Raw genomic sequence first — 26,388 nt, forward strand, 5'->3', positions numbered from 1 at the left:
CAGGGTTTTGCGCCGGGCATTATCCGGACTTTTTACTGTGAATTCATTGCCCGGGAGGGCCTTTGTAATACGACAAAGGCCAAGCCCTTGCGGGCTTGGCCGGTAATTCCCTTTACCTGCTTCTCCTGGGAGAAGTCGAACTTACTGCTTCTTGGCCAGGTTGCTCAGGGCGTTCAGCTTGCGGACATCCTGAACCACCTGCTGGCGCTTGGCCGCAGGCAGCGGGATCATGCCCTTGTCGGCCAGGTAGCCGTCCTCACCCCAGGCGCGCTCGCTGGTGAACTCCGCCAGGAACTGCTTCATGCCGGGAATCACATTGGCATGCGCCTTCTTTACGTAAATAAAGAGCGGGCGGGATACCGGGTAGCTCTGCTCGGCGATGCTGTCGAAGGTGGGTTTCTCACCCTCGATGATGGAACCATGCACCTTGTCGGCATTCTGATCCAGGAAACTGAAGCCGAAGATACCCAGAGCTTTCGGGTTGGCAACCAGCTTATTGACGATCAGGTTATCGTTCTCGCCGGCCTCGATATAGGCGCCGTCTTCACGAATAGTGTGACAGATGGCCTTGTAGGCGCTCTTGTCTTCTTTCTTCTTGGCGGCAATCCAGTCGAACTTCTTGCAGCCACCTTCCATTGCCAGCTCGGCGAAGGCATCGCGGGTACCGGAAGTGGGCGGCGGGCCCAGGACTTCGATTTCGGTGTTCGGCAGCGCCGGGTTTACGTCCTTCCAGGTCTTGTAGGGGTTGGCGACCAGGGTCTCGGAGCCGTCCGGGTTGGGGACTTCCTTGGCCAGGGCCAGGAAAAGGTCCTTGCGGGACAGCTCGAACTGCTCGGCGCTCTTGGCGTTGGCCAGCACGATGCCGTCGTAGCCCACCTGGACCTCTACCACGTCCACGCCATTTTCGTTACACATTTCCAGCTCGGACTCTTTGATGCGACGGGAAGCACCGGTGATGTCGGCAGTGCCTTCACCCACGCCCTGGCAGAACAGCTTCATGCCGCCGCCGGTACCAGTGGATTCAACCACCGGGGTCTTGAACTGGGTCGCGCGGCTGAAACGCTCGGCCACAGTGGTGGTAAACGGGTATACGGTGGAGGACCCGACGATGCTGATATGATCGCGGGCCGCCATGGCCGCCTGGGAGGCGGCGATCGTCAGGACCGCCAGTGAGGAGGCCACGATCTTGCTGACAGGGCGCTTGTTCATGTTTAACTCCGGTGTCTGTGGTTGTGTTTCACGCGGCGATGCTAGGTAGAACGGGTGACGATTCTATGAACGGAATGTGACAAAAAGGTTACATACCGCCACCTTCGCCCGCCCAGGCAAACCCGCGCCGGCACATTACCCGTATTTCCCCGCCCCCGGGGCGGCCTCTGGCGCGAAACTGGCGCCGGGGTTACCCTCTGTCCTCAGAACAATAAGATGACGAGAGAGGCTTCCCCATGTCCACGCTGCTCGCCTGCGCGCGCGCCCTTGACCGCCTGTCCACGGGCGCCGGCCGGCTACTGGGCTGGTTGACCCTGGCCATGGTGCTGCTGCAGAGCACCGTGGTGATCCTGCGTTACGGCTTCAGCGGTGGCTCCCTGGCGCTCCAGGACGCCGTGGTTTACCTGCACGGCGCGGCATTCATGCTCGGCCTGGCCTACGCGCTGCACACCGACTCCCACGTCCGTGTCGACGTTTTTTACCGCCGCATGGGCCCGCGGGGGAAGGCCTGGGTCAACGCGGTGGGCACCCTGGTGTTCCTGCTGCCCCTGTGTACCTTCATCCTCGCCGGCAGCTGGCATTTCGTCACCAGCAGCTGGGCGGTGCGCGAGGCCGGCGCCAGCGCTGACAGCCTCGGGGGCATCTTCCTGCTCAAGAGCCTGATCCCGCTGGCGGCCTTCACCCTGGCCCTGCAGGGGTTGGCGCAGCTGGCCCTCGCCCTGGAAACGCTGATTCAGGTGGAGTCCACGCGCCCAAAGCCGCAACCAGTCAGCGAGTCCTCACCCCGCGTGGCTGAGGAGGTCGGCGCATGATCGAGCTGGTTCCCCTGTTGATGTTCCTCGCGGTCTGCGCCGCGCTGATGTTCGGCTACCCGGTGGCCTTTACCCTGGGCGGCACTGCGCTGCTGGCAGCCGGGCTGGGCATCGTGGCCGGCGCCTTCGACCCCGAGCTGTTGCGCGCCTTCCCGGACCGCCTGTTCGGGATTATGCAGAATGGCACCCTGATGGCGGTGCCGCTGTTTGTATTGATGGGTGTCATGCTGGAGCGTGCGCGCATCGCCGAGGAACTGCTGGTCAACCTGGCCCGGGTCTTCTCCCGGGTGCCGGCCGGTATGGCCGTTTCCGTGGTGGTGGTGGGGGCGCTGCTGGCCGCCAGTACCGGGATTGTGGGCGCCACGGTTGTGACCATGGGGCTGATGTCCCTGCCCACCATGCTCAAGCGGGGTTATTCCCCCCGTCTCGCCACCGGCACCATCTGCGCCACCGGCACCCTGGGACAGATCATCCCGCCGTCCATTGCGCTGGTGCTGCTGGGGGATACCCTCTCCAATGCCTACCAGCAGGCGCAGCTGTCGGCAGGCATCTTCAATCCCAAGCCGGTGAGCGTCGGCGACCTTTTTGTGGGCGCCATCGTCCCGGGCCTGCTGCTGGTAAGCGCTTACATCGTCTACCTGCTGTTCGTGGCCCGGCGGGAACCGGCTGTGGCCAGCGACAACGACCAGGGGCGGGTGGACCTTCCGGATACACTGAAGAGCCTGGTGCCGCCCATCGCGCTGATGGTGCTGGTGCTGGGCTCCATTATCAGCGGTGCCGCCACCCCCACCGAGGCGGCGGCGATCGGCGCCCTGGGGGCAGGCCTGCTGGCGTTCAGCCGCGGCGCGCTCAACTGGGATCGCGCCGGCGAGGTGGGGCGCAGCACCCTGCAGGTGACGGCCATGGTGTTCGCGATCCTGATCGGCGCGTCGCTGTTCTCGCTGGTATTCCGCGGCTATGACGGCGAGGAGCTGGTGACCGGCTTCTTCAACAGCCTGCCCGGCGGGGTCGTGGGTGCCACCCTGCTGGTAATGGTGGTGATCTTCCTGCTGGGCTTTATCCTCGACTTTATCGAGATCACCTTCGTGGTGGTGCCGATTGTCGGGCCCGTGCTGCTGGCCATGGGCGTGGACCCGGTGTGGCTGGGCATCATGATCGCCATCAACCTGCAGACCTCCTTCCTCACACCGCCGTTCGGCTTTGCACTCTTCTACCTGCGTGGCGTGGCACCGGAGGAGGTGGCGACAGGAGCCATCTACCGCGGGGTGATGCCGTTTATCGCCATCCAGCTGCTGGTGCTGTGCCTGCTGGCCCTGTGGCCGTCCCTGGCTACCTGGCTACCGGCCCAGCTGGGCGGCTAGCCAGGCCGGCCCGCGGCCGCAGTTCAGTCCCGCAGGCCGCGGCCCTTCCACAGGCGGAAGATCGCCGGGATTACCAGTAACGTGAGCAGCATGGCGCTGACCATGCCCCCCACCATGGGCGCGGCGATGCGCTGCATGACCTCGGACCCCACTCCAGTGCCGATCATGACCGGCACCAGGCCAATAAAGACCGTGGCGGTAGTCATCAGTACCGGCCGCATGCGCAGGCCGGCGCCCTCGCGGATGGCCTGTTCCAGGTCGGCGCGGCGCAGCGGGCCACCATCGGCAACGCGCTGCTCGCGCACCTGCCGCCAGGCCTGGTTCAGGTAGACCAGCATGATCACGCCAATCTCCACCGCGACCCCGGCCAGGGCGATAAAGCCCACCCCCACTGCCACCGACAGGTTGTAGCCCAACCAGTAGAGCAGCCACAGGCCGCCGATCAGGGCCAGCGGCAGGCTGCCCATGATCACCAGCACTTCGCCGACATGGCGGAAGCTCAGGTACAGCAACAGCACGATAATCCCCAGGGTCAGGGGCAACAGCACGGCCAGGCGCTCCCGCGCCCGCTCCATATACTCGTACTGGCCGGACCAGACCAGCGAGTAACCCGGCGGCAGCTCCAGCTCTTGCGCCACCGTCTGCTGCGCCCGGTCGACCCAGGAACCCAGGTCCACGTCGGTAAGGTCCACGTAGACCCAGCCGTTGGGTCGCGCATTCTCGGTCTTGATCATCGGCGGGCCGTCGCGCACCTCGATGCGCGCCACATCGCCCAGGGCCAGGTGACTGCCGTTCGGCGCCACCAGCGGGAGCTGGCGCATCTCTTCCGGGGAGTCCCGCCACGCCTGTGGATAACGCAGGTTGACAGGGTAGCGTTCCAGGCCCTCCACGGTCTCACTGACATTGCGGCCGCCGATGGCGGTGTCCACCACTGACTGGACGTCGGCAATATTCAACCCGTAGCGGGCCGCGGCCCGGCGATCGATATCCACATCGATATAGCGGCCTCCGGCCACCCGTTCCGCATAGACCGACGCGGTTCCCGGCAGGTCCCCGAGGATCTTCTCCAGTCGTGTGCCGATGCGCTCGACCTCGCCCAGGTCCGGTCCGGCCACCTTGATGCCCACCGGTGTCTTGATGCCGGTAGCGAGCATGTCGATGCGGGTCTTGATCGGCATCACCCAGGCATTGGTCACCCCGGGCAGCTGTACGGCGGCATCGAGTTCCGCGCGGATCTTGTCCGGCGTCATACCCGGACGCCACTGGTCCCGCGGTTTGAAGCGGATGACGGTCTCGATCATGGTCAACGGCGCCGGGTCGGTGGCGGTATCGGCCCGCCCGATCTTGCCCCACACCTGTGCCACTTCCGGTACCGACATGATCAGCTTGTCGGTCTGTTGCAGGAGTTCACGCGCCTTGCCGATGGAAATACCCGGGTAGGTACTGGGCATATACATCAGGTCACCCTCGTCCAGCGGCGGCATGAATTCGGTGCCGGTACGGGACAGGGGATAGAGGCTGCTGGCCAGCAGCAGCAGCGCCACCGCCAGTACTGCGCGCGGGTGGCGGATTGCCAGCCCCAGGGCCGGCCGGTAGGCGACGGTCAGGAACCGGTTGATGGGGTTGGCCTGTTCGGGCCGGATGCTACCGCGCACAAAATAGCCCATCAGCACCGGTACCAGGGTAATGGCCAGCCCGGCGGCGACGGCCATGGCGTAGGTCTTGGTGTAGGCCAGGGGCGCGAACAGCCGGCCCTCCTGGCCCTCCAGGGCAAAGACCGGCAGGAAGCTCAGGGTGATGATCAGCAGGCTGAAAAAAAGCGGCGGGCCCACTTCGCTGGCGGACTCCGCCACCACCTGCCAGCGCTTGCGCTCGGGCCAGAGCTTGCGCTCCGCCGGCGGCGTGCGCTCCATATGCTTGTGCAGGTTCTCGATCATCACGATGGCCCCGTCCACCATGGCGCCGATGGCGATGGCGATCCCCCCCAGGCTCATGATGTTGGCGTTGATGCCCTGCAGGTGCATCACCACAAACGCCCCCAGGATGCCCAGCGGCAGGCTCAGTGCGATGACCAGAGAAGAGCGCAGGTGGAACAGGAACAGGGCGCACACCAGCGCCACCACCAGGAACTCCTGCACCAGCTTGTGGGCCAGGTTGTCCACCGCAGCGTCGATCAGCTGGCTGCGGTCGTAGGTGGGCACTATCTCCACCCCTTCCGGCAGGCCCTGCTGCAGTTCCGCCAGGCGCGCGGTGACCCGCTCGATCACGGCGCGGGCATTGTCCCCGAAGCGCATCACCACGACACCGCCAACCACTTCACCCTCGCCATCAAGCTCGGAGATACCACGACGCATCTGTGGCCCGGTACGGATTTCGGCCACATCCCCGAGCAGCAGCGGCGTGCCATTGTCATCCACCCTCAGGGGGATCTGGCGCAGGTCGGCGACGCCCTCGATATAGCCGCTGGCCCGCACCATGTACTCGGCCTCGGCCATTTCCACCACCGAGGCGCCGGTCTCGCGGTTGCCCCGTTCGATGGCGGCGCGTACCTGTGCCAGGGTCAGGTCATAGGCACGCAGGCGCAGCGGATCCACAACCACCTGGTATTGCCGCACCATGCCGCCCACGGTGGCCACCTCCGACACTCCGGCAATGGTCTGCAGCTCGTACTTCAGGAACCAGTCCTGCAGCGAGCGCAGCTGTGCCAGGTCGTGATTGCCACTGCGATCCACCAGCGCGTAACTGTAGATCCAGCCCACCCCGGTGGCATCCGGGCCCAGTTCCGGCTGGGCCCCGGCGGGCAGCCGCGGGGCCACCTGGCTCAGGTATTCCAGCACCCGGGAGCGGGCCCAGTAGAGGTCCACATCGTCCTCGAACAGGACGTATACATAGGAATCACCGAAAAACGAGTAGCCGCGCACGGTGACCGCACCCGGCACCGACAGCATCGCGGTGGTGAGCGGGTAGGTGACCTGGTCTTCCACCACCTGGGGCGCCTGGCCCGGGAAAGAGGTCTTGACGATCACCTGCACATCCGAAAGGTCCGGCAGCGCGTCCACCGGGGTGTGGCGCATGCTGAAGAGGCCGCCCAGGCACAGCGCCACCGCGGCCAGTAGCACGACAATGCGGTTGTGCAGGGACCAGTGGATAATCCGGGCGATCATTTCGGGCTGCCCCCGTGATCGTCGTGGTCCATGTCACCATGGTCCATCTCACCATGGTCCATCTCACCGTGGTCCATGTCGCCGTGATCCATGCCCGCCGGTGAGCGCACCGCCAGCACCTCGTACTTGCCATCGGCCCGTTCGCGGATCTGCACCTCGATGCGCGCACCGCTCTCCATGGCCCGGCGCAGGTCCTCGCCCGCGCCATCGGCCACATAGAATCCCATAACCATCGCCGGCCAGTCCCAGGCCGGCACCGGCTCGTGGTCCAGGCGGGCATAGTGGTTGTCATCGGGCATGCTCAGGACCCTTGCCCCGACCCATGGCCGGTCCGAGGCGTCCATACGCCCCAGGTCGGCACTGACGCTGGATTCGGAGTCGATCAGGAACTGGGCCGAGGTGACGACACGATTGCCCGCCTCCAGGCCCTCGAGAATCTGCACCCGGTCGCCGAATTCGTGCCCGGAACGGACCCGCACCGAGCGGAAGCGGCCATCACCCTCCGCCAGCACCACCCGCTCCATGCGGCCGGTGCGGATCAGCGCCTCGCGGGGAATGGTGAGGGCGGTGGCAGCGCGGCCATCCAGCTCGAGGCGCACGAACATTCCCGGGCGCAGCACCTGGTCCGGGTTGTCCACCTGCACGCGCACGGTCAGGGTGCGCATGGGCTCGTCCACCTGTGGCAGTACCTTGTCGACCTGGCCCAGCCAGATGCGCCCGGGGGCAAAATCGCCGCGCACGGTGACCTTGTCACCGCGCTCTATGGCATAACCCTGGCGCGGGAAGACCTCGCCCTCCACCCAGACCGGGTCCAGCGGGCCGACGCTCACCAGCGCCTTCTGCGGTGTGATGTACATGCCGCTGCGCACCCCCAGTGTCTCCACGTAGCCACTGGCTTCGGCGTAGAGGGTGATTGTCTCGCTGGCGCGGCCGCTGCGCTCGACCTTTTGCACCTCCCGCGCGGGGACACCGAGGCTGTGCAGGCGCTCGCGGGCAGCCTCGGCCAGTGCCCGGTTGCCACTGCCGCGGGCGGCGAGGAATTCGCGCTGCGCCTTGACCAGTTCCGGCGAGTAGATCTCCACCAGTGGCTGACCCTTTTCCACCCGGTCACCCTCGGCCTTCACCCAGGTTTTCTGCACCCAGCCACTGAGCCGCGTGTGCTGGTGGCGGATACGGTCCTGATCCAGCCGTACGATGCCCACGGTGCGCAGGGGCGCGGACACCGGGCCGCGCTCGGCGGTGGCAGTGCGCACACCCAGGTTGTTCTCAACCTCGGGAGAAATGGTCACGGTACCCGGCGCATCACCGGGCTCCTCGCCCTCGTAGACCGGAATCAGGTCCATCCCCATGGGGGATTTGCCTGGTCCGTCACGGCGGTAATTGGGATCCATGGGGGCGACCCAGTAAAGGATCTTGCGCTCCCCGCTGGCGCCGCCATCCATGCCGCTCCCATCTCCATTGCCACTGAGCCACCAGCCCAGGAAGACGCCGATGATTGCGGCGGTAGCGACCAGTATCGGTGCTTTCTGCATTGTTCAGTTTCCCATCGGGCCCATCCCTCGGGGTGGGCTTCATGTGTGGTCTCGGTTCGCGGTGCGGGACACCGCTTACTTGCTGTCCCGGGCCGGCGTCTCCGTACCGGGCGCCTCCGCGCGGTAGTAGCGAATGCGTGCCAGGGCGCGGTAATAGTCGTAATCCAGTTGCACAGCGTCGATCTGTGTCTCAATAGCCTCCACCCGGGCGGCGATCACGGCATCCAGGTCGGCCGTATTGCTGGCGTAGCCACTCAGCAGTGCGCTGGCGGTATCTTCCGCCGTGGGCAGTAGTTCGCTGCGGTAGAGGTGGCGGCGTGCCGCCAGGCTGTCGGCAACAGCGGCGGCGCCATTCAGCCCGCTGTGTAGGGATTGCAGTAAGTCCTGCCGCTGCAGGATGCCCGCGCTCTCACGGGCGCGGGCGGCGGCCAGGCGACGATCCTGCCGCTTGCCGGTAAACAGCGGCAGGTCGAAGGACACCATCGCACTGGCGAAGTCGGCACCGTCACTGGTGGGCGTGGGCTCCCGCTGTCCATAGCTCAGCTCGAACTGCCACTGCGGTTTGTAGGCCTCGCCGGCGATCTCCACGTTGCGCCCCTCGGCCTCCACCCTGGCTGCGGCAGCCGCCAGAGCAGGGTGACCGGCGACGCTTTCCGGCGCCACTGGCGGAGTCCGGGCCGCCAGCCAGCCAGTCGTCCCGGGCCAGGCGGGCAGGGTGGTATCAATCGGCTCCCAGGCCGCAGCGCCTATCCACTGGCTGAGCAGTCCGCGACTGCGGTTGGCCTCGCCCTCCAGCGCCTGGATACGGTCATCCAGGCGCGCCAGGGCCAGCTGGGATTGCAGCAGCTGCTGGGACTGGGCCTCGCCGGTCGCCACCCGGGCGCGGTCGTAGTCCACCAGTTGTACCAGCCAGTGGCGGTTTTCCCGCATCAGCTCCAGGGACTCCAGTTGTGCTGCCAACTGCAGGAAGGCCTCGCTCACCTGCAACGCCAGGCGCAGTTCCCGGTCGGCGGCATCGGCCAAGCCGGCCTGCGCCTGCAGGCTGCCCCGTTCGCCGGCGAGGCGGGCGCTGTCACCGCGGGGCAGTTTCTGGCTGACGCCCACGAGTTTCTGGGTCATGGGCTGCTCGTCGAAAGCAAAGCTGTCGGTGGGCAGGTTTACCGTACCGAGCCTGACCACTGGGTCGGCCCACTGGCTGTCGGCGACCGCATCCTGTTGCGCCGCCTCGGCCCGCTGGCGCACGGCGGCGGCCTGCGGGTCCAGCTCCTGTGCAAGCTGCAAGGCACGCTGGTAATCCACAGTCGCAGACGCTGGCCCAGATGCCAGGGCAAATGCCAGCGTAAGCAGGCCGCACCGTGGGCGGGCCCGTTTTGGGGAAAACATGTGTCAGTCCTGTCTGGTTGATGGCTCGCGGGTGCCGGAGGCACCGGTTAACGGGTCATCAGCCGGCGATGGGTGGCCGGAACAGGCTTGCAGAGGGGGTGAGCGGGCGATCGATGGGCTCGGCACTGGCCTGCGGCCGCTCCGGGGAAAAATCCAGGGGATAGATCGAGGATAACAGCGCCAGCGGTGCGGCACAGGCGCCGGCCTCACAGGCCAGCTGGCACTGCCAGGCACGCTCGGCGACGGCGGTATCGTCCTCGCAGCAGGGCATGTCACCCGTACCCGCGGACATATCGTGGTGCATCGGCATGCCCATGTCGGCCGTGCCGCCCATATCGTGCACCTCACCACAGTCGTGCCCCCCCGCGACGGCGAGGCTCTGGGCGCTGACGAGCAGCAGCAGGAAAATCACGGCGAGACGATGCATGGGGGAGAATTCTAGGTGCCGGCGGGGCACCGGGCAAGCCGGGATGGAACAAAGCACGGTTCAACAGTGCCGGCAAGGCGGGAATTCGCGCCAGCGCCACCGGCTAAATTCTATGCACCCTGTGCTACAATGCGCCACCCCCTAACAGGCGGGAACCCAAATAAGTCTAAGAATCCGTGAGTACCCGATGTCAGCACTTGATGAAGAGCCGCAACCCACTGGCACCCTGACCCTGCAGACCCTGGCCATGCCCCGGGACACCAATCCCCAGGGCGATGTTTTCGCAGGCTGGCTGATGTCGCAGATGGACCTGGCTGGAGCCATCCTGGCCCAGAGCATTGCCCGCGGCCGGGTGACCACGGTGGCCACCGGCAATATGGTGTTCCTGCGCCCGGTGCCTGTCGGCTCCACCGTCAGCTGTTACGCCGAACCACTGGAAGTGGGTCGCTCCTCTATCCGCTGCATGGTGGAAGTCTGGCTGACGCGGGTGGATTCCGGGGAACAAGTGAAAGTCACCGAGGGCGAGTTCGTGTTCGTGGCGATTGATGACCGCGGCAATACCCGTCCGCTGCCCCTCTGACCTGTTTCCGGCGCGGCCGCCGTCAGTGGCGGCCCTCCGCTTTGGGCAGCACGATTCCCAGCCGGCCCAGTTCCTTGGCCAGCCGCGGGTCGCCGCTGCGCCGCCAGCGCTGATATAGCTCAAGCACATCGTGGGCGTCGTAGGGATGCTCCTTGGCGCATGCCCGCGCCACCAGTTCCAGCAAGCGGCCGAACATAGCGGCGAGTTCAGAGAACACGTGCCGGTTGTCGCGCGCATTGTCTGCCAGGTAGTCGTAAGCGCCACCGCCCATGCCGATGAAGTAGTCCTGCCGGATGCCGCGCCGGGCGTAGTTATCCGGGAAGAGCCCGCCGAGGAACAGCGCCAGGTCCCCCAGCTGTCGCAGTATCTGGCAGCGCTCCCAGTCACTCGCCGCCTCGTGGGCGTCCTTGTAGAGAAGTGCCAGCGGGCGGATGCCCAGCTGCCCCTGATCATAGGTGAACAGCTCATCGCTGTCACCGAAACGGGCTAGCATGCTGCCCATATACCAGAGCGTGTCCTCCTGGGGCAGGGGCTCCAGTTCGCGGCCGCACTCTTCTAACCGGTTGCGGAAATAGTCCGCCAGCGTTCTCTCAAAGTCGGGCTGGTTCCGCAGCGACATGGTCCCACCTCCCGTGAATCCTGTTGCCCTACTGAAAACTATAAGCCAGATTTCTGCGCTTTCAATTGTTAAAAACCGTTTTTATATAATAAAAAATTATACAAAATCCGCCGCGCGTCCCTCTTGAAAATGCCCCTCGCGCTCCTATTTTGCCGCTGTCGGGGGATGGTCAGCGTCCCAGGACTTCGAATCTTCAACCATTGAATTGCACATGCTTATTGGGAGGAAATCCGATGAGTATCAAACCGCTCTACGAACGGGTGGTTGTCAAACGCCTCGCCGCGGAAACCACGACCGCCAGCGGCATCATCATTCCAGACAAAGCCGCAGAAAAGCCCACCCAGGGCGAGGTAATTGCCATCGGCAATGGTGCGCCGCTGGATAACGGTGAATTGCGCGCGCTGGCCGTCAAGGTGGGTGACCGGGTGCTGTTCGGCCAGTACGCCGGCAGTGAAATCAAACACGACGGCGAGACCTACCTTATCGTCAAGGAGTCCGACATCCTCGCCATCGTTGAACCGACCCAACAGCAGGAGAAAGCCGCATGAGTGCGAAGGCCGTAAAGTTTTCCGATGACGCCCGCGAGCGCATGCTGACCGGCGTAAATATCCTGGCAAACGCTGTCAAAGCCACACTCGGCCCCAAAGGCCGCAACGTGGTACTGAGCAAAAGTTTTGGCGCGCCGCGAGTGACCAAAGACGGCGTTTCCGTGGCGAAGGAGATCGAACTCAAGGACAAGTTCCAGAACATGGGCGCACAGATGGTCAAAGAAGTAGCGTCCAAGACCGCTGATGTCGCCGGCGACGGCACCACCACCGCCACGGTACTGGCCCACGCGCTGCTGCGAGAGGGGCACAAGTCCATCGCCGCGGGTATGAATCCGATGGACCTGAAACGCGGCATCGATACGGCCGTAAAGGCCGCGGTAGAGGAACTCGCCAAACTCTCCAAACCCTGTGACGACACCAGGTCCATCGGCCAGGTGGGCACAGTGTCCGCCAACTGGAACGAGGACATCGGCAGGATTATTGCTGAGGCCATGGAGAAAGTGGGCCGCGACGGCGTAATCACCGTTGAGGAAGGCAAGTCGCTGCACAACGAACTGGAAGTAGTGGAAGGTATGCAGTTCGATCGCGGCTACCTTTCCCCTTACTTCGTGACCAACCAGGAGAAGATGCAGGCGGAACTCGATAACCCCTTCATCCTGCTCTTTGACAAGAAAATCAGCAATATCCGCGACCTGCTACCGCTACTGGAATCCGTTGCCAAGGCCGGACGACCACTGGTAGTGATCGCCGAGGATATCGAGGGCGAGGCGCTGGCCACACTGGTAGTCAACAGCCTGCGGGGCATCATCAAGGTGGCAGCGGTCAAGGCGCCCGGCTTTGGTGATCGCCGCAAAGCGATGCTGGAAGACATCGCCACCCTCACCGGCGCCAGGGTGATCTCCGAGGAGGTCGGGCTCACCCTGGAAAAAGCGCAGCTGGAACAGCTGGGAAGCGCCAAGCGCATCGTGATCAGCAAGGACAACACCGTGGTTGTGGATGGTGCCGGGGACAAAGCTGCCATCGATGGCCGGGTAAAACAGATCCGTGCTGAGATCGAGGCATCCACTTCCGATTACGACCGGGAAAAGCTGCAGGAGCGCGTAGCAAAGCTGGCCGGCGGCGTTGCCGTGATCAAGGTCGGTGCCGCTACCGAAGTGGAAATGAAAGAGAAGAAGGACCTGGTGGACGACGCCTTCCATGCAACCCGCGCGGCGGTGGAAGAGGGCATTGTACCCGGTGGTGGCCTGACGCTGGTGCGCGTTGCCGACAGCCTGCGTAAAAGCGGGATCAAAGGCGCCAACGACGACCAGCAGGTGGGGATCAATATCGCGCTGCGGGCGATGGAAGAACCTTTCCGTCAGATCGTTGCCAATGCAGGCGTGGACGGCAGCGTGGTGCTGAACAATGTGCGTGCGCACGATAACCCCAATTTCGGTTACAACGCCCAGACCGCAGACTACGGCGACATGCTGGAATTCGGCATCATCGACCCGGCCAAGGTCACCCGCTCAGCGCTGCAGAATGCGGGCTCCATCGCCGGCCTGATGTTGACTACCGAGGTAATGGTGGCCGATAGAGCAGAAGGCATAAAGCCTGAAACATCTGCAGGTGCTTATGATTACTGATTCATTACGGTAATCAAAAAACGGGGCCCCAGGGCCCCGTTTTTTTAATCCGCGCTAATTGCTCTGGTCTGGTAATAAGCCTCTTCGCTGATGCGATGATAGGGGATCACATCGTCCCTGAATTCCTTGAAGGCCTCGTAGACCCGCGCGAACTGGGGGTCCTCGGCTGCGGTCTCCTCCAGGATTTCCCGGTTTACCTTCTTCAGGTGCGCCAGCACCTCGTCCGGCAGGCGCCGCAGTTGCACACCGTGCTCCTTCACCAGTTCCTGTAACGCGCGGTTGTTGCGCGCGGTGTACTCATCGAGCATGTCCTGGTTGGCATCGCGGGCGGCCACGCGCACTATGGCCTGCAGGTCCTGCGGCAGCTTCTCGAACGCGGTCTTGTTGATGATGATCTCCAGGATGGAGCCGGGTTCGTGCCAGCCGGGGTAATAATAGTATTTGGCGATCTGGTGGAAGCCGAAGGCCAGGTCGTTGTAGGGGCCCACCCACTCGGTGGCATCGATCACGCCCGTCTGCAGGGCGGTGTAGAGCTCGCCGCCGGGGATGGTCACCGCGGTGCCGCCGGCGCGGTTCAGTACCTCGCCACCCAGCCCCGGGATACGCATCTTGAGGCCCTGCAGGTCCTCCACCGAGTTGATCTCCTTGTTGAACCAGCCGGCCATCTGCACACCGGTGGAGCCACCGGCCATGGGAATCAGGTCGAAGGGAGCGTAGAGCTCCTCCCACAGCTCGCGGCCGCCGCCGTAGTGCAGCCAGCCGTTCATCTCCTGGGCATTGAGCCCGAAGGGCACAGCGGTAAAGAACTGTGCTGCCGGCACCTTGCCTTTCCAGTAGTAGGCCGCACCGTGGCCCACCTGCGCCGCGCCCTCGGATACCGCGCCGAACACACCCATGGCCGGTACCAGCTCACCGGCGCCGTAGACCTTGATCTTCAGTCGCCCGCCGGACATCGCCTCCACGGTGCGGGCGAAGCGCTCCGGCGCGCTGCCGAGACCGGGAAAATTCTTGGGCCAGGTGGTGACAAGCTTCCACTCGAAGGTCTCGCGGCTGCCGTCCTCGGTAAATTGGCGGGCCGGACCCTGTTCACTGCGGGAGACCACCAGCGCGCCGAAGGTAATGACCAGCAGCGCCAGCAGGCCGAGGATGACGGGGGGATACCAGTTGATTCTTTTCATCGGCTGTTCTTTTCTTATTCTGTGTCGGGTCACCGCGCCGGCAATCGGGCCAGCTCCAGATGGTGATGCTACTGTCGCCGCGATTCAGATTCCATGATGAGCAGGTCATTCTGCAACAACAGATAGTCCCACAAACGCGTGAAGTAGCCCTCGTTTATACCGTAAATCACTGCCAGGCCAAGGGCTATCCAGGCGGGTACCAACAGGGTGCTGGACCAACTGATAGGTGCCCGCTCCAGATAGGCAATGGATGGCTCCAGGGGATGAAAGCGTGCAGTCACCATGTCCCCGGGGCGATATTTCTTTACCAGCCGGGATTCGTAAGCGATCGAGGGAAACAGGTTATAACTTCGCAGCACGGGGGTTTTTGAGGAGTATTCACACCCGTCCACTTCATACCTGAAAGCGATTATTGCTTCCACGATATTCCTGCCGGCGATCAGCTGATTCAGCAACCGGGAGTGTGTGATCTCTGCGCGAACCCGCGACCAGCCAGTGAATGTCCTGCTGAAGCGCCAGTATATGAGGGTCTGGGCCAGGCCCAGCATGGTGAAGAGCAGGAAAACCAGCAACTGCGGTAACTTGGAGAGCATTCCTTTGCCCCTTCGATCAATCCCTTACAACGGCTGCAACTTCGCCATCGCCACCACCAGCCACTTGCTGCCGGCATCGTCAAAGTTGACCTGCACCCGCGCCCGCGGGCCGCTGCCCTCGAACTGCACCACCGTGCCCTCGCCGAACTTGGGATGCTCCACGCGGCCACCCAGGGCCAGCGGCGGCAGGTCGTCGTCGAAGTCCGGTGCCGGATCGGAGAAGCGTCCCACCTTGCCATAGTCCGGATTGAACAGGGGCCTTGAGATCTCGGTCTTGAGGCGTACCTCGTGCACCAGTTCCGGGGGGATCTCGCCGATAAACCGCGACGGACTGTTGAAGGTCTCGCTGCCGAACAGGCGCCGGTTCTCGGCATAGGTGATATAGAGTTTGCGCATCGCGCGGGTGATACCGACGTAGCACAGGCGCCGCTCCTCCTCCATGCGACCGGGTTCCTGTGCCGACATCTTGTGCGGGAACAGGTTTTCCTCCACCCCGGCCATAAACACCAGCGGGAACTCCAGGCCCTTGGCCGAATGCAGGGTCATCAGCTGCACCGCCTCCTCGAACTCGTCCGCCTGGCCCTCACCGGCGTCCAGCGCGGCGCTGTCGAGGAACTGGTCGAGCAGGGAGGGCTCTTCCACCTCCGCCCCGGACTCGTCCGGTGGCACCTCGATGCCGTCGAAGCTCCGGCAGGCACTGACCAGTTCCTTGAGGTTCTCCACCCGGGTCTGGCCCTTCTCACCCTTTTCCTTGCCATGGAATTCCAGCAGGCCACTGGTCTCGATCACGTCCTCGGCGATGGCATCCAGCTCCCGGTCCACCGCATCGGCGGCCAGCCGGTTGACCAGCTCCAGGAAGCCCTGCAGGGCGTTGGAGGCGCGGGCGGCCAGTACCCGCTGGGCCAGCATCTGCTGCGCGGCGGCCCACAGGGAACAGCCATGCTCGCGGGCGAAACCGCGCACGGCGTCGACACTGCGTGCACCGATACCGCGGGTGGGGGTATTCACCACCCGCTCGAAGGCGGTGTCATCGTGGGGGTTACTGATCATGCGCATGTAGGCCAGCGCGTTCTTGATCTCCAGGCGTTCGTAGAAACGCTGGCCGCCGTAAATGCGGTAGGGCACCCCTTCCCGCAACAGGGCCTCTTCCAGTACCCGCGACTGGGCATTGGAACGGTACAGGATGGCAACCGAGTCGCGCGGGTTGCCATCGCGCACCCACTGTTCGATGCGCTCGACGATAAAGCGCGCCTCGTCCTGCTCGTTATAGGCGGAATAGAGGGAGATGGGCTCGCCATCGTCGCCCTTGGTCCACAGTTCCTTGCCCAGGCGCCCGGCATTGTGCTCGATCACCGCGTTGGCGGCCTTGAGGATGGTGCCGGTGGAGCGGTAGTTCTGCTCCAGCCGGACCGTCTGCACGTCGCGCATATCATTGGCGAAATGCTGGATATTCTCGATCTTGGCACCACGCCAGCCGTAGATGGACTGGTCGTCGTCGCCCACCGCGGTGATATGGCACTGGTCCCCGGCCAGCAGGCGCAGCCAGGCGTACTGGATGGTGTTGGTGTCCTGGAACTCGTCCACCAGGATGTGGGGGAAGCGCTGGCGGTAGTGGGCCAGTACGCCGTCGTTGTTCAGCCACAGCTCGTGGGCCCGCAGCAGCAATTCGCCGAAATCCACCAGGCCGCCGCGCTGGCAGGCCTCCTCGTAGGCGAAATAGATGCGCACCATGGTCTGCAGCCATGGGTCGCCACCGGCCTGGATATACTGCGGCCGCAGGCCCTCGTCCTTCTGGCCACCGATCCACCACTGGGTCTCCCGCGGCGGCCACTTGGCCTCGTCCAGCCCCAGGTCGTTCTGCACCCGCTTGATCAGGCGCAGCTGGTCGTCGCTGTCGAGGATCTGGAAGTTCTGCGGCAGGTTGGCCTCTTTGTAGTGGGCCTTGAGCAGCCGGTGGGCCAGGCCATGGAAGGTGCCCACCCACATGCCGAAGGTATTCACCCCCAGCAGTTCCTCGATGCGCGCGCGCATTTCGCGGGCGGCCTTGTTGGTAAAAGTCACGGCAAGGATGGAGTAGGGCGAGGCCCCCTCCACCTGCATCAGCCAGGCGATGCGATGCACCAGCACACGGGTTTTGCCGGAGCCGGCGCCGGCCAGTACCAACTGGTTGCCGGGAGGAGCCGCCACAGCCTCGCGCTGGGCGTCGTTGAGGGGGTCTAGAATCTGGGATACGTCCATGGGGCGGCATTGTACCAGAGCTGGCGCCGGAACCCTGTGTAAATAAACAGGTTTTTGGAGCCCCCGGAAGCCGCGGCAGGGCCCGGGGCCCTCAGGGCCGCAACAGCCCAACCCGCGCATTCGCTCGCCACAACCGTGAGCAACCGCTAAACTGCGCGTCTGTAATAAGGAAGGAAGTCCCGTGAAGCCGGCGGAAGTCACGCAGAGAATCAGCGAGCAACTATCGTCCATGCGCAAGTCCGAGCGCAAGGTGGCGGAGTATATCCTCGCCAACCCGGATGAAATCATCCATATGCGCATCGTCGACCTGGCCACCGAGGCCCAGGTCAGCGAGCCGACCGTGGTGCGCTTCTGCCGCGCCGTGGGCTGCTCCGGCTTCCAGGAATTCAAGCTGAACCTGGCCCAGCAGCTGGCCTCCAGCCCCAGCTTCGGCCAGATCGCGGTCACCGAAACCGATACCATCGCCGAGTACAAGCGCAAGGTGTTCGACTCCACCGTGGACACCCTGCTCAACGTGCGCGACAAGATCGACGCTCGGGCGCTGGAGGCGGCAGTGTCCGCCATCGCCGCCGCCAAGCGTGTGGAGTTCTTCGGTTTCGGCGCCTCGGGGGCAGTGGCCAGTGACGCCCAGCACAAGTTCTTCCGCCTGCAGCTGGCCACGGCGGCGCACTCCGACCACCACATGCAGAACATGTCGGCCATGTCGATGGAGCCGGGGGACGTGGTGGTGGCCATCTCCCAGAGCGGCCGCACCAAGGCGCTGCTGCACTCCATGGAAATGGTGAAAGAGCAGGGCGGCACCGTCATCGGTCTGGCGCCGAGTGGCTCGCCGGTGGCCCAGCGTTCCACCATCCCGCTGGAAGTGGACGTGGAGGAGGACATCGAGATCTACACCCCACTGTCCTCGCGCATCGCCCACCTGGTGGTGATCGATGTACTCGCCATCGGCGTGGCCCAGCGCAAGGGGCCGCAGCTGCAGGAGCACCTGCTGAAACTCAAGAAGGGGCTTTACACCCTGCGCGAGGACCAGCGCTGACCCACTGTCGGCGGCCACCCTGGCACTGGCGCGGCGGCGCCGCTAACATGCGCGCGCGGGTCCCGGGCACCGCGCCTGGCGGTCGCTCTCCAATTGAATCGACATTGACGCCTCTGGCGTACCGGGCAACTTATGCATCCAACCCCCGCCGGTGAGGAATCGGCCCCGTCGCGTTCTCTGGCCCTGTGGCTGGCGGCGCTGGTGGCACTGACACCGTTTTCCCTCGATACCTACCTGCCGGCGATCCCGGCCATGGCCGAAGCCCTGGGCACCGGCGTGGCACAGGTACAGCACTCCGTCTCCAGTTTCCTGCTCGGCTTTGCACTGGGACAGCTGACCGGTGGCCCCCTGTCCGACCGCTGGGGACGACGCACTGTGGGCACCATCGGGCTGGCGGTTTACCTCGCCTGTACTTTCCTGATCCTGTTTGTCACCGATGTGGAGCAGCTGATCGGCCTGCGCCTGCTGCAGGCCTTCGGCGGGGGCTTTGCCACGGTGATCTGCGCGGCGATCGTGCGCGATCTCTACAGCGGCAGGGCCGCAGCCAAGGTGATCTCGATGATCAGCACCATGATGCTGGTGGCACCGCTGATGGCGCCGGTGATCGGTTCCGCGCTACTCGCGGCCGGTGGCTGGCAGGGCATCTTCGTGTTCCTGCTGGCCTATGGCGGTGCGATGATGATGCTGGTACGCCTGCTGCTGCCGGAGACGGTGTCCCGCTTTACCCGCGCCCGCCGCAGCCTGGCACCCAAGCGCATGCTGGCGCGCAACTATCTGGAGGTGCTGGGTAATCCCCGCGCACTGGGCTTCCTGGGCGCCCAGGCCTTCGTGAGCGGCTCGATGTTTATTTACATCACTACCGCGCCGTTTGTGTTCATGGAGTACTTCAGTGTGCCCGCCAGCCGCTTCCCGCTGTTTTTTGGCAGCTGTGTGGCGGGCCTGATCGTGATGGTGCAGGTGAATATCCGCCTGCTGAACTTCTTCGAGCCCCGGCGGATCCTGCTGGCGGGGATCAGCCTGCAGATCGCCGGCTGTGGCCTGTTGCTGCTGGGCACGCTGACCGGAGTGCGGGAGCTGGCCCTGTGGATGGTGCCGCTGGTGCTGACCATGTCCTGTATCGGTATCACCGGGCCCAATGCGGCGGCCTGCTACCTGGAATTCTTCCCGCGTATCAGTGGCAGTGCCAACGCCTTCTACGGTGCCAGCCTGTTTATCAGTGGCGGGGTGCTGGGGGGCATCGTCAACGGGCTGCACACCGGCACCCTGGTGCCCATCGCCGGCACTATGCTCGCCTGCGCGGTTACTGCCCTGCTGCTGGCCCTGTTTGTGGCCCGGGCACGGCAGCCCATCGAGATTCAGCGACCGGTACCCAGGCGTTTCGCTGCCGGCTGACCCGGGCAACACCGGTTCAGTCGCCCAGCAGCCCCTCCTGCCGCAGCGCCTTGCGGGCGCCGGGACGGTTGCGCACCCGCTCCTGGAAAGCCTGAAGCCGCGGCCAGGCTGAGGTGTCCATGTCCTGCCGGTCCAGCCAGTTGGCGATGGTAAAGAGGTAGGCATCGGCGGCGGTGAACCGATCCCCCATCAGGTAGTCCTGCCGCAGCTTTTCCTCGATATAGTCGAAGCGCTGTTGGATTTTCTCCCGCGCCGTCTCCTTTTCCGCATCGGTACCATTCCAGAACAGCGGCACAAAGCACTTGTGCACCTCGGTGGAAATAAAGTTAAGCCATTCCTGCATGTGGTAGCGCTCGCGGCTGCCAGCGGGAGGCGCCAGGCCGGTATCCGGCGCCTGGTCGGCCAGGTATTGCACCACCGCCGGAACCTCGGTCAGCACCTCGCCGTCGTCGATCCGCAGGGCCGGTACATAACCCTTGGGATTGATGTCGTAGAAGTCATCGCCGTCCTCGGTTTTCTTCTTGCGCAGGTCCACCCGGCACAGGTCCAGGTCAATACCCGCCTCGCAGGCGACAATGTGTGGCGCGAGGGAACAGGCGCCGGGGGAGTAGTAAAGCTTCATGGTCGCTCCTGATTTGCCGGATGATGGGGTGGAGTATAGGAATTCCACTATTCGCCGATGATTTTCACCAGCACCCGCTTGCGCCGGCGACCATCGAACTCACCGTAGAAAATCTGCTCCCACGGACCGAAGTCCAGTACGCCCCCGGTCACCGCCACCACCACCTCGCGGCCGAACAACTGCCGCTTGATATGGGAGTCCGCGTTGTCCTCACCGGTATCGTTATGGCGGTACTGGTCAATGGGGCCGTAGGGCACCAGTTCGTCAAGGAAACGGGTGAAATCCCGGTGCAACCCGGGCTCATCGTCGTTGATAAACACCGACGCGGAAATATGCATGGCATTGACCAGGCACAGGCCCTCGCGGATACCGCTCTCCTGCAGTGCTTGCGCCACCTGCGGCGTGATATTGATGAACTCCGTGCGTTTTTTTGTATCAAACCACAGTTCGCGGCGGTAACTGTTCAATTTTTCTTCCTCCCGATTCCAATATGCTGAGACCCGTAACGCTGTTGTATTTGTACCAACCAACTGTCGCAAGTCACGGAGGATGACATGTTGCCAAAATTACTGAACCGCTGGCTGATCGCCGCCACTTTATCCTGCCTTGCCGGGGCCGCCGCCGGCCAGAACCCCACCGATGCACCCGGCGCGGACGCGCAGCGGGCATTGCTCGATGAGCAGCTGCAGCTGGAGGAGAAACTGGTAAACGCGTTGAAAGACCCCGCCGACGCTGCACGCGCCTTCGGGCAGCTGCTTCCAGCCGGCGACCGCCGCAAGCTGCAGGGGAGCTGCTCGTCCCTGGCCCGGAACCCGGACAATGCCCGCGCCCGGGGGATCTTGCAGGACTTTATCGGGCGTTACAGCGAGCAGGGCCCCAGGGTGATCGCGCGCTATTGTTTCGGCCCCAGCCTGAACCAGTTGCACCAGGAAGTCCGGGCCACCCGGCGCGCCCTGCAACAGCGCCCCGCAGCCGGCCAGGCGGGGGCGTTCGACTTCCGCTTGCGGCGGCTCGAGGGCGAGGCGCAGGAGGAACAGCAACGTTTCGAAGCAATTCGCAGGATCATGCTCGCCGGTAAATAAACCGCCTAAGCGCGCCCATGAGGGGCCGAGTAGTCCAGCGCCGGCCCCTTGGGCACAATGCCGGTGGGGTTGATGGTGTCGTGGCTGGCGTAGTAGTGGGTCTTGATATGGTGGAAATCCACCGTCTCCGCCACTCCCGGCCACTGGTAGAGCTCGCGCACATAACCCCACAGGTTCGGGTAATCCGCCAGGCGCTGCTTGTTGCACTTGAAGTGCCCGTGGTAGACCGGGTCAAAGCGCACCAGGGTGGTGAACAGGCGCCAGTCCGCCTCGGTGATGCGGTCCCCACACAGGTAACGATGATTGGCGAGCCGCTGTTCCAGCTGGTCGAGTGTACTGAACAGGGGGTCGTAGGCTTTTTCGTAGGCCTCCTGGGTTGTGGCGAAGCCCGCACGATAGACACCGTTATTTACAGTTTCGTAGACGATATCGTTAGTAGCCTCTATATCCCCGCGTAGCTCCACGGGGTAGAAGTCCTCGCGGTTACCCGTAATTTCGTCAAACGCACTGTTGAACATGCGGATGATCTCCGCCGATTCATTACTCACCACACATTCGCGCTGCTTGTCCCACAGCAGGGGCACGGTGACCCGGCCGCTGTAATCGGCGCGGTTGCGGGTGTAGAGCTGGTAGAGGTAGTCGACCCCATACAGCGGGTCACCGGTGCTGCCTTCTTTCTCGTTGAAGGTCCAGCCGTGCTCACGCATATAAGGACTCACTACAGACACATCAACCAGGTCCTCGAGCCCCTTCAGCTTGCGAAAGATCAGGGTTCTGTGCGCCCAGGGACAGGCGAGGGATACGTAAAGGTGGTAGCGGCCCGGCTCCGCCTTGAAGCCCCCCTCGCCACTGGGGCCGGCACTGCCGTCGGCAGTGATCCAGTTGCGCAGCTGGGCCTGCTCGCGTACGAACTCGCCCTCGCTCTTGTCGGTGTCATACCAGCGATCCTGCCACTGGCCGTTGACCAGCAATCCCATGGTCACCTCCTGAAATGGGTCTTTATCGGTTGTCGGCTTTTAAGGACAAAGCCTTGCCTGGCCGGGAATGCCCATGGCGCCCGGCCCGGTGGGGAAATAATCCGGCAGTCCGCCGGGGTCAGCTGCGGGTGCGGCTGAAGATATGGTCCACGCTGAAGCGCCCGGCACCGGCACAGGACAGGATGATGAAGCCACCGGCGATGGTGATGTTCTTCATAAAGGAGATCATCTGTGCCTGGTCGCCCGGGACGTAGTGGAACAGCAGGGCACTGGCGAAACAGAATACCGCCAGTCCCAGTGCGGCCCAGCGGGTCAGGAAGCCGAACAGGATGGCCAGGCCGCCACCGAGCTCCGCCACTATTACCAGCGGCAGGAGGGCGCCGGGCACACCGGCCGCTTCCATATAGGCCTGGGTACCCTCGTAGCCGCCGATCTTGCTCCAGCCGGCGGCTATAAACATCCACGACATCAGCGCCCGGCCCACCAGCTTGGCGCTGTCACAGAGAATCGGGTTGGTCATCGGGGTTTCCTCGCTTTTCCTGGCTCCAGTTGCCGCTTGGCTTGCTATGGGTTCAGTCTAGTTCCAAGAATCGCGAATAAAACCGCAAAAAATCGCGAAAACCTTTCGAATTTCAAGAAATCAGTCCATGGGCGCCAGTCCGTCCCGCAGGGCGCCAATCAGGAAGGCCGCCGCCGGGCCTGTCTTGTCGCTGTCTGCATAGACCAGGTATACGGTCACCTCCCGCTCCCAGGGTTCCTCCATGGTCAGCGGCAACAGCCGGTCCGCCAACAGCGATTCGCGCAGGCGGGTCTCCGGCAACCAGGCGAAACCCAGACCCCGCTCGATCAATTCGAGCGACGTCTGCACATTGCTTACGGTGATGCGCTGGTCGGAACCCAGCCAGCCCGAATCCTGGCGGTTGCGCACGGCGGAGTCGCGCAGTACCACCTGGCGGCAGGCCTTCAGGTCCTTGCGCGCTACCGGGCGCCCCAGGTGGTGCAGGGGATGATCCGGGTGCGCCACGGGAATAAACCGCACCCTGGCAACGGGCTCGCCGACAAAGCCCTGCGGCACCCGGGCCGACAGGATGAAGTCTGCTTCCTGCTGCAGCAGCAGTTCCTCAGCGCCGGAGAGCACCGTCTCCCGCAACTCCAGCCGGGTGTGGGGAAAGCGCGCGGCAAACTGTTCGATGGCATGGAACAGGCAGTCGTAATCAAAGATGACATCCACCGCCAGGGTCAGCACGGCTTCCTCGCCGCTGGCCAGGCTCCCGGCCACCGCCTCCAGCGCCTCGGCCTCGTTGAGCAGGCCACCGGCACGGGCCAGCAGGATGCGGCCGGCGTCGGTGAGCTCGGCCTTGCGCCCGCGCACCTCCAGCAGATCCACCCCGAGACTCTCCTGTAGCTTGTGCACCGCGTGATTGATGGAAGACTGGCTCTTGTGCACTGCCTGCGCGGCCTGGGAAAAACCGCCGTGCTCGACCACCGCCTGGAACATACGCCACTGTTCGAGGGTTACCTTGGCCATCCACTTCTTCCTCGCATGGGGCGCAACAGCCCGGGGTCGCGCCTGAAAAGGTTAATCGAGTCGCCGGGGGAGGTGGGGACCACTCACCCCCTGACGATTCCTGCCGATTTATTCGAACACAACACGCAATTATTTGCCATTTTTCTCCGAATTCGTCGGCTTATACTCCAACCATCATCATTAGGCAGACAGATTCCACAGGAGGTGCCCATGAGTACATTCGAACGCCGCCCCGGGGCCCGGCCGCTGGTCCGCGGGGTTGCCGGCCAGGCGTCCGCCGATGGCGCCGGTGTGAAAATCCAGCGGGTGGCGGGCTTCCAGAGCCCGGACTTCAGCCCTTTCCTGATGCTGGACGAAATCCACTCGGAAAATAAGGACGACTATATCGCCGGCTTCCCCCCCCACCCGCACCGGGGCATCGAAACACTCACCTATATGCTGGATGGCGAGTTCGAGCATCGGGACCACCTGGGTAACAGCGGCGCCGTGTCTTCCGGTGGCGCCCAGTGGATGCGTGCCGGTCGCGGCATCATCCACTCGGAAATGCCTGCACAACCCGAGGGCGGCGATACCGGTATGCACGGCTTCCAGTTGTGGATCAACATGGCCGCCGCCAACAAGATGGACGCCCCCACCTGGCGCGATATTCAGGCCGGGGAAATGCCCGAGCCGGCACTGGACGACAGCGGTTCCTCGATCCGGCTGATTGCCGGTCGCTGGACCATCCATGGCACTGCCATGGATGGTCCCCTCACGGAGGCAGCCGCCGCCGCTTCCGTCGCAGACCTCCGCCTGGCCGGGGATGCCGGGGTGGACCTGCCGCTGCCACCGGAACACAGCGTGCTGGTCTACATCTACCGTGGAGCGCTGCTTACCGAGCGTGGCAGTATCGGTCGCGGCAATCTGTTGTTGTATGGTGACGGTGAGTCGCTACAATTGCGCGCCGAAGAGCACGGTGCCGGGGTGCTGTGCCTGCACGGCCTGCCACTCAATGAGCCAGTGGTGCATTACGGTCCCTTCGTGATGAACAGCCGCGAGGAGATCGAGCAGGCGCTGCGGGACTACAATAACGGCACCCTGGCCGGTTGATCACCGGCACGGGCGCGCCCGGCGGCCGCCGTCTCAGCGTGGACGGTAATGACCTTATCCCCGAACCAGTACCTGCAGGCAATGGAGAGCCCCCGGCGGCATGGAAATCTATTACACCTTTTGTTTCCTCGCCGCGGTGTCGGTCTTCCTGGGATTCCTCAACCAGTATGTCCTGCGGGCGCAGAGCACGATTGCCATTACCGCAGGCGCCCTGGCCCTGTCACTGTTGGTAATCGGACTGGGCAAGCTGGGCGTGCTGGAGTTGCGCCACTGGGCCGACCAGCTGCTGCCGCTGCTGAACCTTGAAGACCTGTTGCTCAAGGGCATGCTGGGCTTCCTGCTGTTCGCGGGCAGCCTGCATATCGACCTGCTGTCCCTACGCAACCAGCGGATCGAAATCGCGCTGCTCGCCATTGTGGGCACGTTGATATCCACCCTTGTGGTGGCTGGTCTCCTGTACTGGTTCCTGCCCTTCCTGGGGATGCAGGTTGCCTTCGTCTACTGCCTCCTGTTCGGCGCACTGATTTCCCCCACCGACCCCATTGCGGTGCTCGCCATTATCAAGAGCCTGCATGCCCCGGAACAGGTTTCCATCCAGGTGGAAGGGGAGTCCCTGTTCAACGACGGTTTCGGTATCGTCCTGTTCACAGTGATTTTTGCGGTGGCCTTTGAGGGCGGCGAACCCACCGTCTCGGCAGTATCGGAACTGTTCGCGGTGGAGGCTTTCGGCGGTATCGCCATGGGACTGTTCATCGGCGGCCTGTTCCACTGGCTGATCTGCGCCACCAACGATCACAGCCTGGAGCTGCTGCTGACCCTGTGCATCCCCACCGCCGGCTTCGCCTTTGCCAATATCGTCGGTGTGTCCGGGGCCCTCACCATGGTGGTGAGCGGCATCATCATCGGCAACTTCACCCGCGAGCGGGGCTTCTCGCGGGTGAGCCAGCACGAGCTGGACAATTTCTGGAATATCACCGAGGAATTCCTCAACGGTATCCTGTTCCTGCTGGTGGGCCTGTTCCTGATCACCATCGACCTGGGACCGTTCGAGTTCATGTTGATGGGGGCGACGATCGTTATCGTGCTGCTGGCCAGGGTAGCGGCGGTCACGGTGCCATTCACCGTACTCAAGGGGTTCCGCCGCTACCACCCCTACAGTGAGCGCATCCTGATCTGGGGCGGGTTGCGCGGCGGACTCGCGCTGGCACTGGCCATGTCGATTCCCGCCGGCCACCTGCTGGTGCAGGGGGAGGACCTGCGCCACCTGTGGGTGGTGATGACGTACGGCGTGGTAGTCTTTTCCATTGTGGTGCAGGGCTCCACCATTGCCCCGCTGATCCGGCGCAGCCGCGATATCCGCGAGCCCGAGGCGCTGGCACATGGGAATACCTGA

Annotated in this window: 24 protein-coding genes; 10 read left to right on the forward strand and 14 right to left on the reverse strand. The window is 63.9% G+C overall.

Going from position 1 to position 26,388, the window contains the following annotated elements; genetic code table 11:
* Positions 1-141: 141 nt before the first annotated feature.
* Positions 142-1,209: a PstS family phosphate ABC transporter substrate-binding protein gene (locus LVD11_RS13060; RefSeq protein WP_237059736.1), complete on the reverse strand. Its 1,068-nt coding sequence runs from the start codon at positions 1,207-1,209 to the stop codon at positions 142-144.
* Between the two features lie 236 nt (positions 1,210-1,445).
* On the opposite strand from LVD11_RS13060, the gene LVD11_RS13065 reads away from it, so the two are divergent.
* Positions 1,446-2,021: a TRAP transporter small permease subunit gene (locus tag LVD11_RS13065; RefSeq protein WP_237059737.1), complete on the forward strand. Its 576-nt coding sequence runs from the start codon at positions 1,446-1,448 to the stop codon at positions 2,019-2,021.
* Positions 2,018-3,382, forward strand: a complete 1,365-nt coding sequence (locus LVD11_RS13070) for a TRAP transporter large permease (RefSeq protein WP_237059739.1) — start codon at positions 2,018-2,020, stop codon at positions 3,380-3,382. Before LVD11_RS13065 ends, LVD11_RS13070 begins: the two co-directional genes overlap by 4 nt.
* A 23-nt stretch (positions 3,383-3,405) precedes the next feature.
* Here LVD11_RS13070 and LVD11_RS13075 read toward each other — a convergent pair whose 3' ends face one another.
* The 4 genes from LVD11_RS13075 to LVD11_RS13090 all read right to left on the reverse strand — a co-directional run bounded on the left by LVD11_RS13075 (position 3,406) and on the right by LVD11_RS13090 (position 9,888).
* On the reverse strand, positions 3,406-6,546 hold the full coding sequence (locus tag LVD11_RS13075) for an efflux RND transporter permease subunit (RefSeq protein ID WP_237059741.1): 3,141 nt from the start codon (positions 6,544-6,546) through the stop codon (positions 3,406-3,408).
* Positions 6,543-8,078 (reverse strand): efflux RND transporter periplasmic adaptor subunit, encoded by a 1,536-nt coding sequence (locus LVD11_RS13080; protein WP_237059743.1) that lies wholly within the window; start codon positions 8,076-8,078, stop codon positions 6,543-6,545. Before LVD11_RS13080 ends, LVD11_RS13075 begins: the two co-directional genes overlap by 4 nt.
* Before the next feature lie 75 nt (positions 8,079-8,153).
* Positions 8,154-9,461 carry a TolC family protein gene (locus tag LVD11_RS13085; protein WP_237059744.1) on the reverse strand — a complete coding sequence of 436 codons (1,308 nt, stop codon included), beginning with the start codon at positions 9,459-9,461 and terminating at the stop codon, positions 8,154-8,156.
* Positions 9,462-9,519: 58 nt separating this feature from the next.
* Entirely contained in the window at positions 9,520-9,888 is a 369-nt protein-coding gene (locus LVD11_RS13090; RefSeq protein WP_237059745.1) for a hypothetical protein, read from the reverse strand.
* Positions 9,889-10,075: 187 nt separating this feature from the next.
* Here LVD11_RS13090 and LVD11_RS13095 point away from each other — a divergent pair, with 187 nt between their 5' ends.
* Positions 10,076-10,468, forward strand: a complete 393-nt coding sequence (locus tag LVD11_RS13095; RefSeq protein ID WP_091513887.1) for an acyl-CoA thioesterase — start codon at positions 10,076-10,078, stop codon at positions 10,466-10,468.
* Between the two features lie 22 nt (positions 10,469-10,490).
* On the opposite strand, the gene LVD11_RS13100 is transcribed toward LVD11_RS13095, so the two are convergent.
* A complete protein-coding gene (locus LVD11_RS13100) occupies positions 10,491-11,087 on the reverse strand; it encodes a hypothetical protein (protein WP_237059746.1) in 597 nt (198 codons plus the stop codon).
* A 233-nt stretch (positions 11,088-11,320) separates the two neighbouring features.
* On the opposite strand from LVD11_RS13100, the gene groES reads away from it, so the two are divergent.
* Complete coding sequence (gene groES / locus LVD11_RS13105) at positions 11,321-11,635, forward strand: co-chaperone GroES (RefSeq protein ID WP_237059747.1); 315 nt, start codon at positions 11,321-11,323, stop codon at positions 11,633-11,635.
* Entirely contained in the window at positions 11,632-13,260 is a 1,629-nt protein-coding gene (groL, locus tag LVD11_RS13110) for a chaperonin GroEL (RefSeq protein ID WP_237059750.1), read from the forward strand. Before groES ends, groL begins: the two co-directional genes overlap by 4 nt.
* 44 nt (positions 13,261-13,304) lie before the next feature.
* Here the strand turns inward: groL and LVD11_RS13115 are convergent, their stop codons facing one another.
* The 3 genes from LVD11_RS13115 to uvrD all read right to left on the reverse strand — a co-directional run bounded on the left by LVD11_RS13115 (position 13,305) and on the right by uvrD (position 17,269).
* A complete protein-coding gene (locus tag LVD11_RS13115) occupies positions 13,305-14,438 on the reverse strand; it encodes a TRAP transporter substrate-binding protein (RefSeq protein WP_237059752.1) in 1,134 nt (377 codons plus the stop codon).
* 68 nt (positions 14,439-14,506) lie between these two features.
* Positions 14,507-15,031 (reverse strand): DUF3592 domain-containing protein, encoded by a 525-nt coding sequence (locus LVD11_RS13120; RefSeq protein WP_237059754.1) that lies wholly within the window; start codon positions 15,029-15,031, stop codon positions 14,507-14,509.
* 24 nt (positions 15,032-15,055) lie between these two features.
* Entirely contained in the window at positions 15,056-17,269 is a 2,214-nt protein-coding gene (gene uvrD / locus LVD11_RS13125; RefSeq protein WP_237059757.1) for a DNA helicase II, read from the reverse strand.
* A 181-nt stretch (positions 17,270-17,450) separates the two neighbouring features.
* Here uvrD and hexR point away from each other — a divergent pair, with 181 nt between their 5' ends.
* Positions 17,451-18,305: a transcriptional regulator HexR gene (hexR, locus tag LVD11_RS13130; RefSeq protein WP_237059759.1), complete on the forward strand. Its 855-nt coding sequence runs from the start codon at positions 17,451-17,453 to the stop codon at positions 18,303-18,305.
* A gap of 132 nt (positions 18,306-18,437) precedes the next feature.
* Positions 18,438-19,697 carry a multidrug effflux MFS transporter gene (locus tag LVD11_RS13135; protein WP_237059761.1) on the forward strand — a complete coding sequence of 420 codons (1,260 nt, stop codon included), beginning with the start codon at positions 18,438-18,440 and terminating at the stop codon, positions 19,695-19,697.
* 16 nt (positions 19,698-19,713) lie between these two features.
* Here LVD11_RS13135 and gstA read toward each other — a convergent pair whose 3' ends face one another.
* Positions 19,714-20,319, reverse strand: a complete 606-nt coding sequence (gene gstA, locus LVD11_RS13140; protein WP_237059763.1) for a glutathione transferase GstA — start codon at positions 20,317-20,319, stop codon at positions 19,714-19,716.
* Positions 20,320-20,366: 47 nt separating this feature from the next.
* Complete coding sequence (locus LVD11_RS13145; RefSeq protein WP_237059765.1) at positions 20,367-20,786, reverse strand: secondary thiamine-phosphate synthase enzyme YjbQ; 420 nt, start codon at positions 20,784-20,786, stop codon at positions 20,367-20,369.
* Between the two features lie 87 nt (positions 20,787-20,873).
* Between LVD11_RS13145 and LVD11_RS13150 the strand changes: the two genes are divergently transcribed.
* The gene (locus LVD11_RS13150) at positions 20,874-21,401 is read left to right on the forward strand and encodes a hypothetical protein (protein ID WP_237059767.1); all 528 of its coding nucleotides are present in this window, start codon (positions 20,874-20,876) and stop codon (positions 21,399-21,401) included.
* A gap of 5 nt (positions 21,402-21,406) precedes the next feature.
* On the opposite strand, the gene LVD11_RS13155 is transcribed toward LVD11_RS13150, so the two are convergent.
* The 3 genes from LVD11_RS13155 to LVD11_RS13165 form a co-directional block, all read right to left on the reverse strand.
* Complete coding sequence (locus LVD11_RS13155; RefSeq protein ID WP_237059769.1) at positions 21,407-22,378, reverse strand: glutathione S-transferase family protein; 972 nt, start codon at positions 22,376-22,378, stop codon at positions 21,407-21,409.
* 118 nt (positions 22,379-22,496) lie between these two features.
* Positions 22,497-22,898, reverse strand: coding sequence for a DoxX family protein (locus LVD11_RS13160; protein ID WP_237059771.1), 402 nt, complete (start codon positions 22,896-22,898; stop codon positions 22,497-22,499).
* A gap of 120 nt (positions 22,899-23,018) precedes the next feature.
* Positions 23,019-23,906: a LysR family transcriptional regulator gene (locus LVD11_RS13165; protein WP_237059773.1), complete on the reverse strand. Its 888-nt coding sequence runs from the start codon at positions 23,904-23,906 to the stop codon at positions 23,019-23,021.
* A 210-nt stretch (positions 23,907-24,116) separates the two neighbouring features.
* Between LVD11_RS13165 and LVD11_RS13170 the strand changes: the two genes are divergently transcribed.
* Together LVD11_RS13170 and LVD11_RS13175 are read left to right on the forward strand one after the other, a co-directional pair.
* Positions 24,117-24,995: a pirin family protein gene (locus LVD11_RS13170; protein WP_237059776.1), complete on the forward strand. Its 879-nt coding sequence runs from the start codon at positions 24,117-24,119 to the stop codon at positions 24,993-24,995.
* A 100-nt stretch (positions 24,996-25,095) separates the two neighbouring features.
* Positions 25,096-26,388: a cation:proton antiporter gene (locus LVD11_RS13175; RefSeq protein ID WP_237059778.1), complete on the forward strand. Its 1,293-nt coding sequence runs from the start codon at positions 25,096-25,098 to the stop codon at positions 26,386-26,388.

The sequence above is a fragment of the Microbulbifer sediminum genome (genome assembly GCF_021729035.1).
Classification (GTDB): domain Bacteria; phylum Pseudomonadota; class Gammaproteobacteria; order Pseudomonadales; family Cellvibrionaceae; genus Microbulbifer; species Microbulbifer sediminum.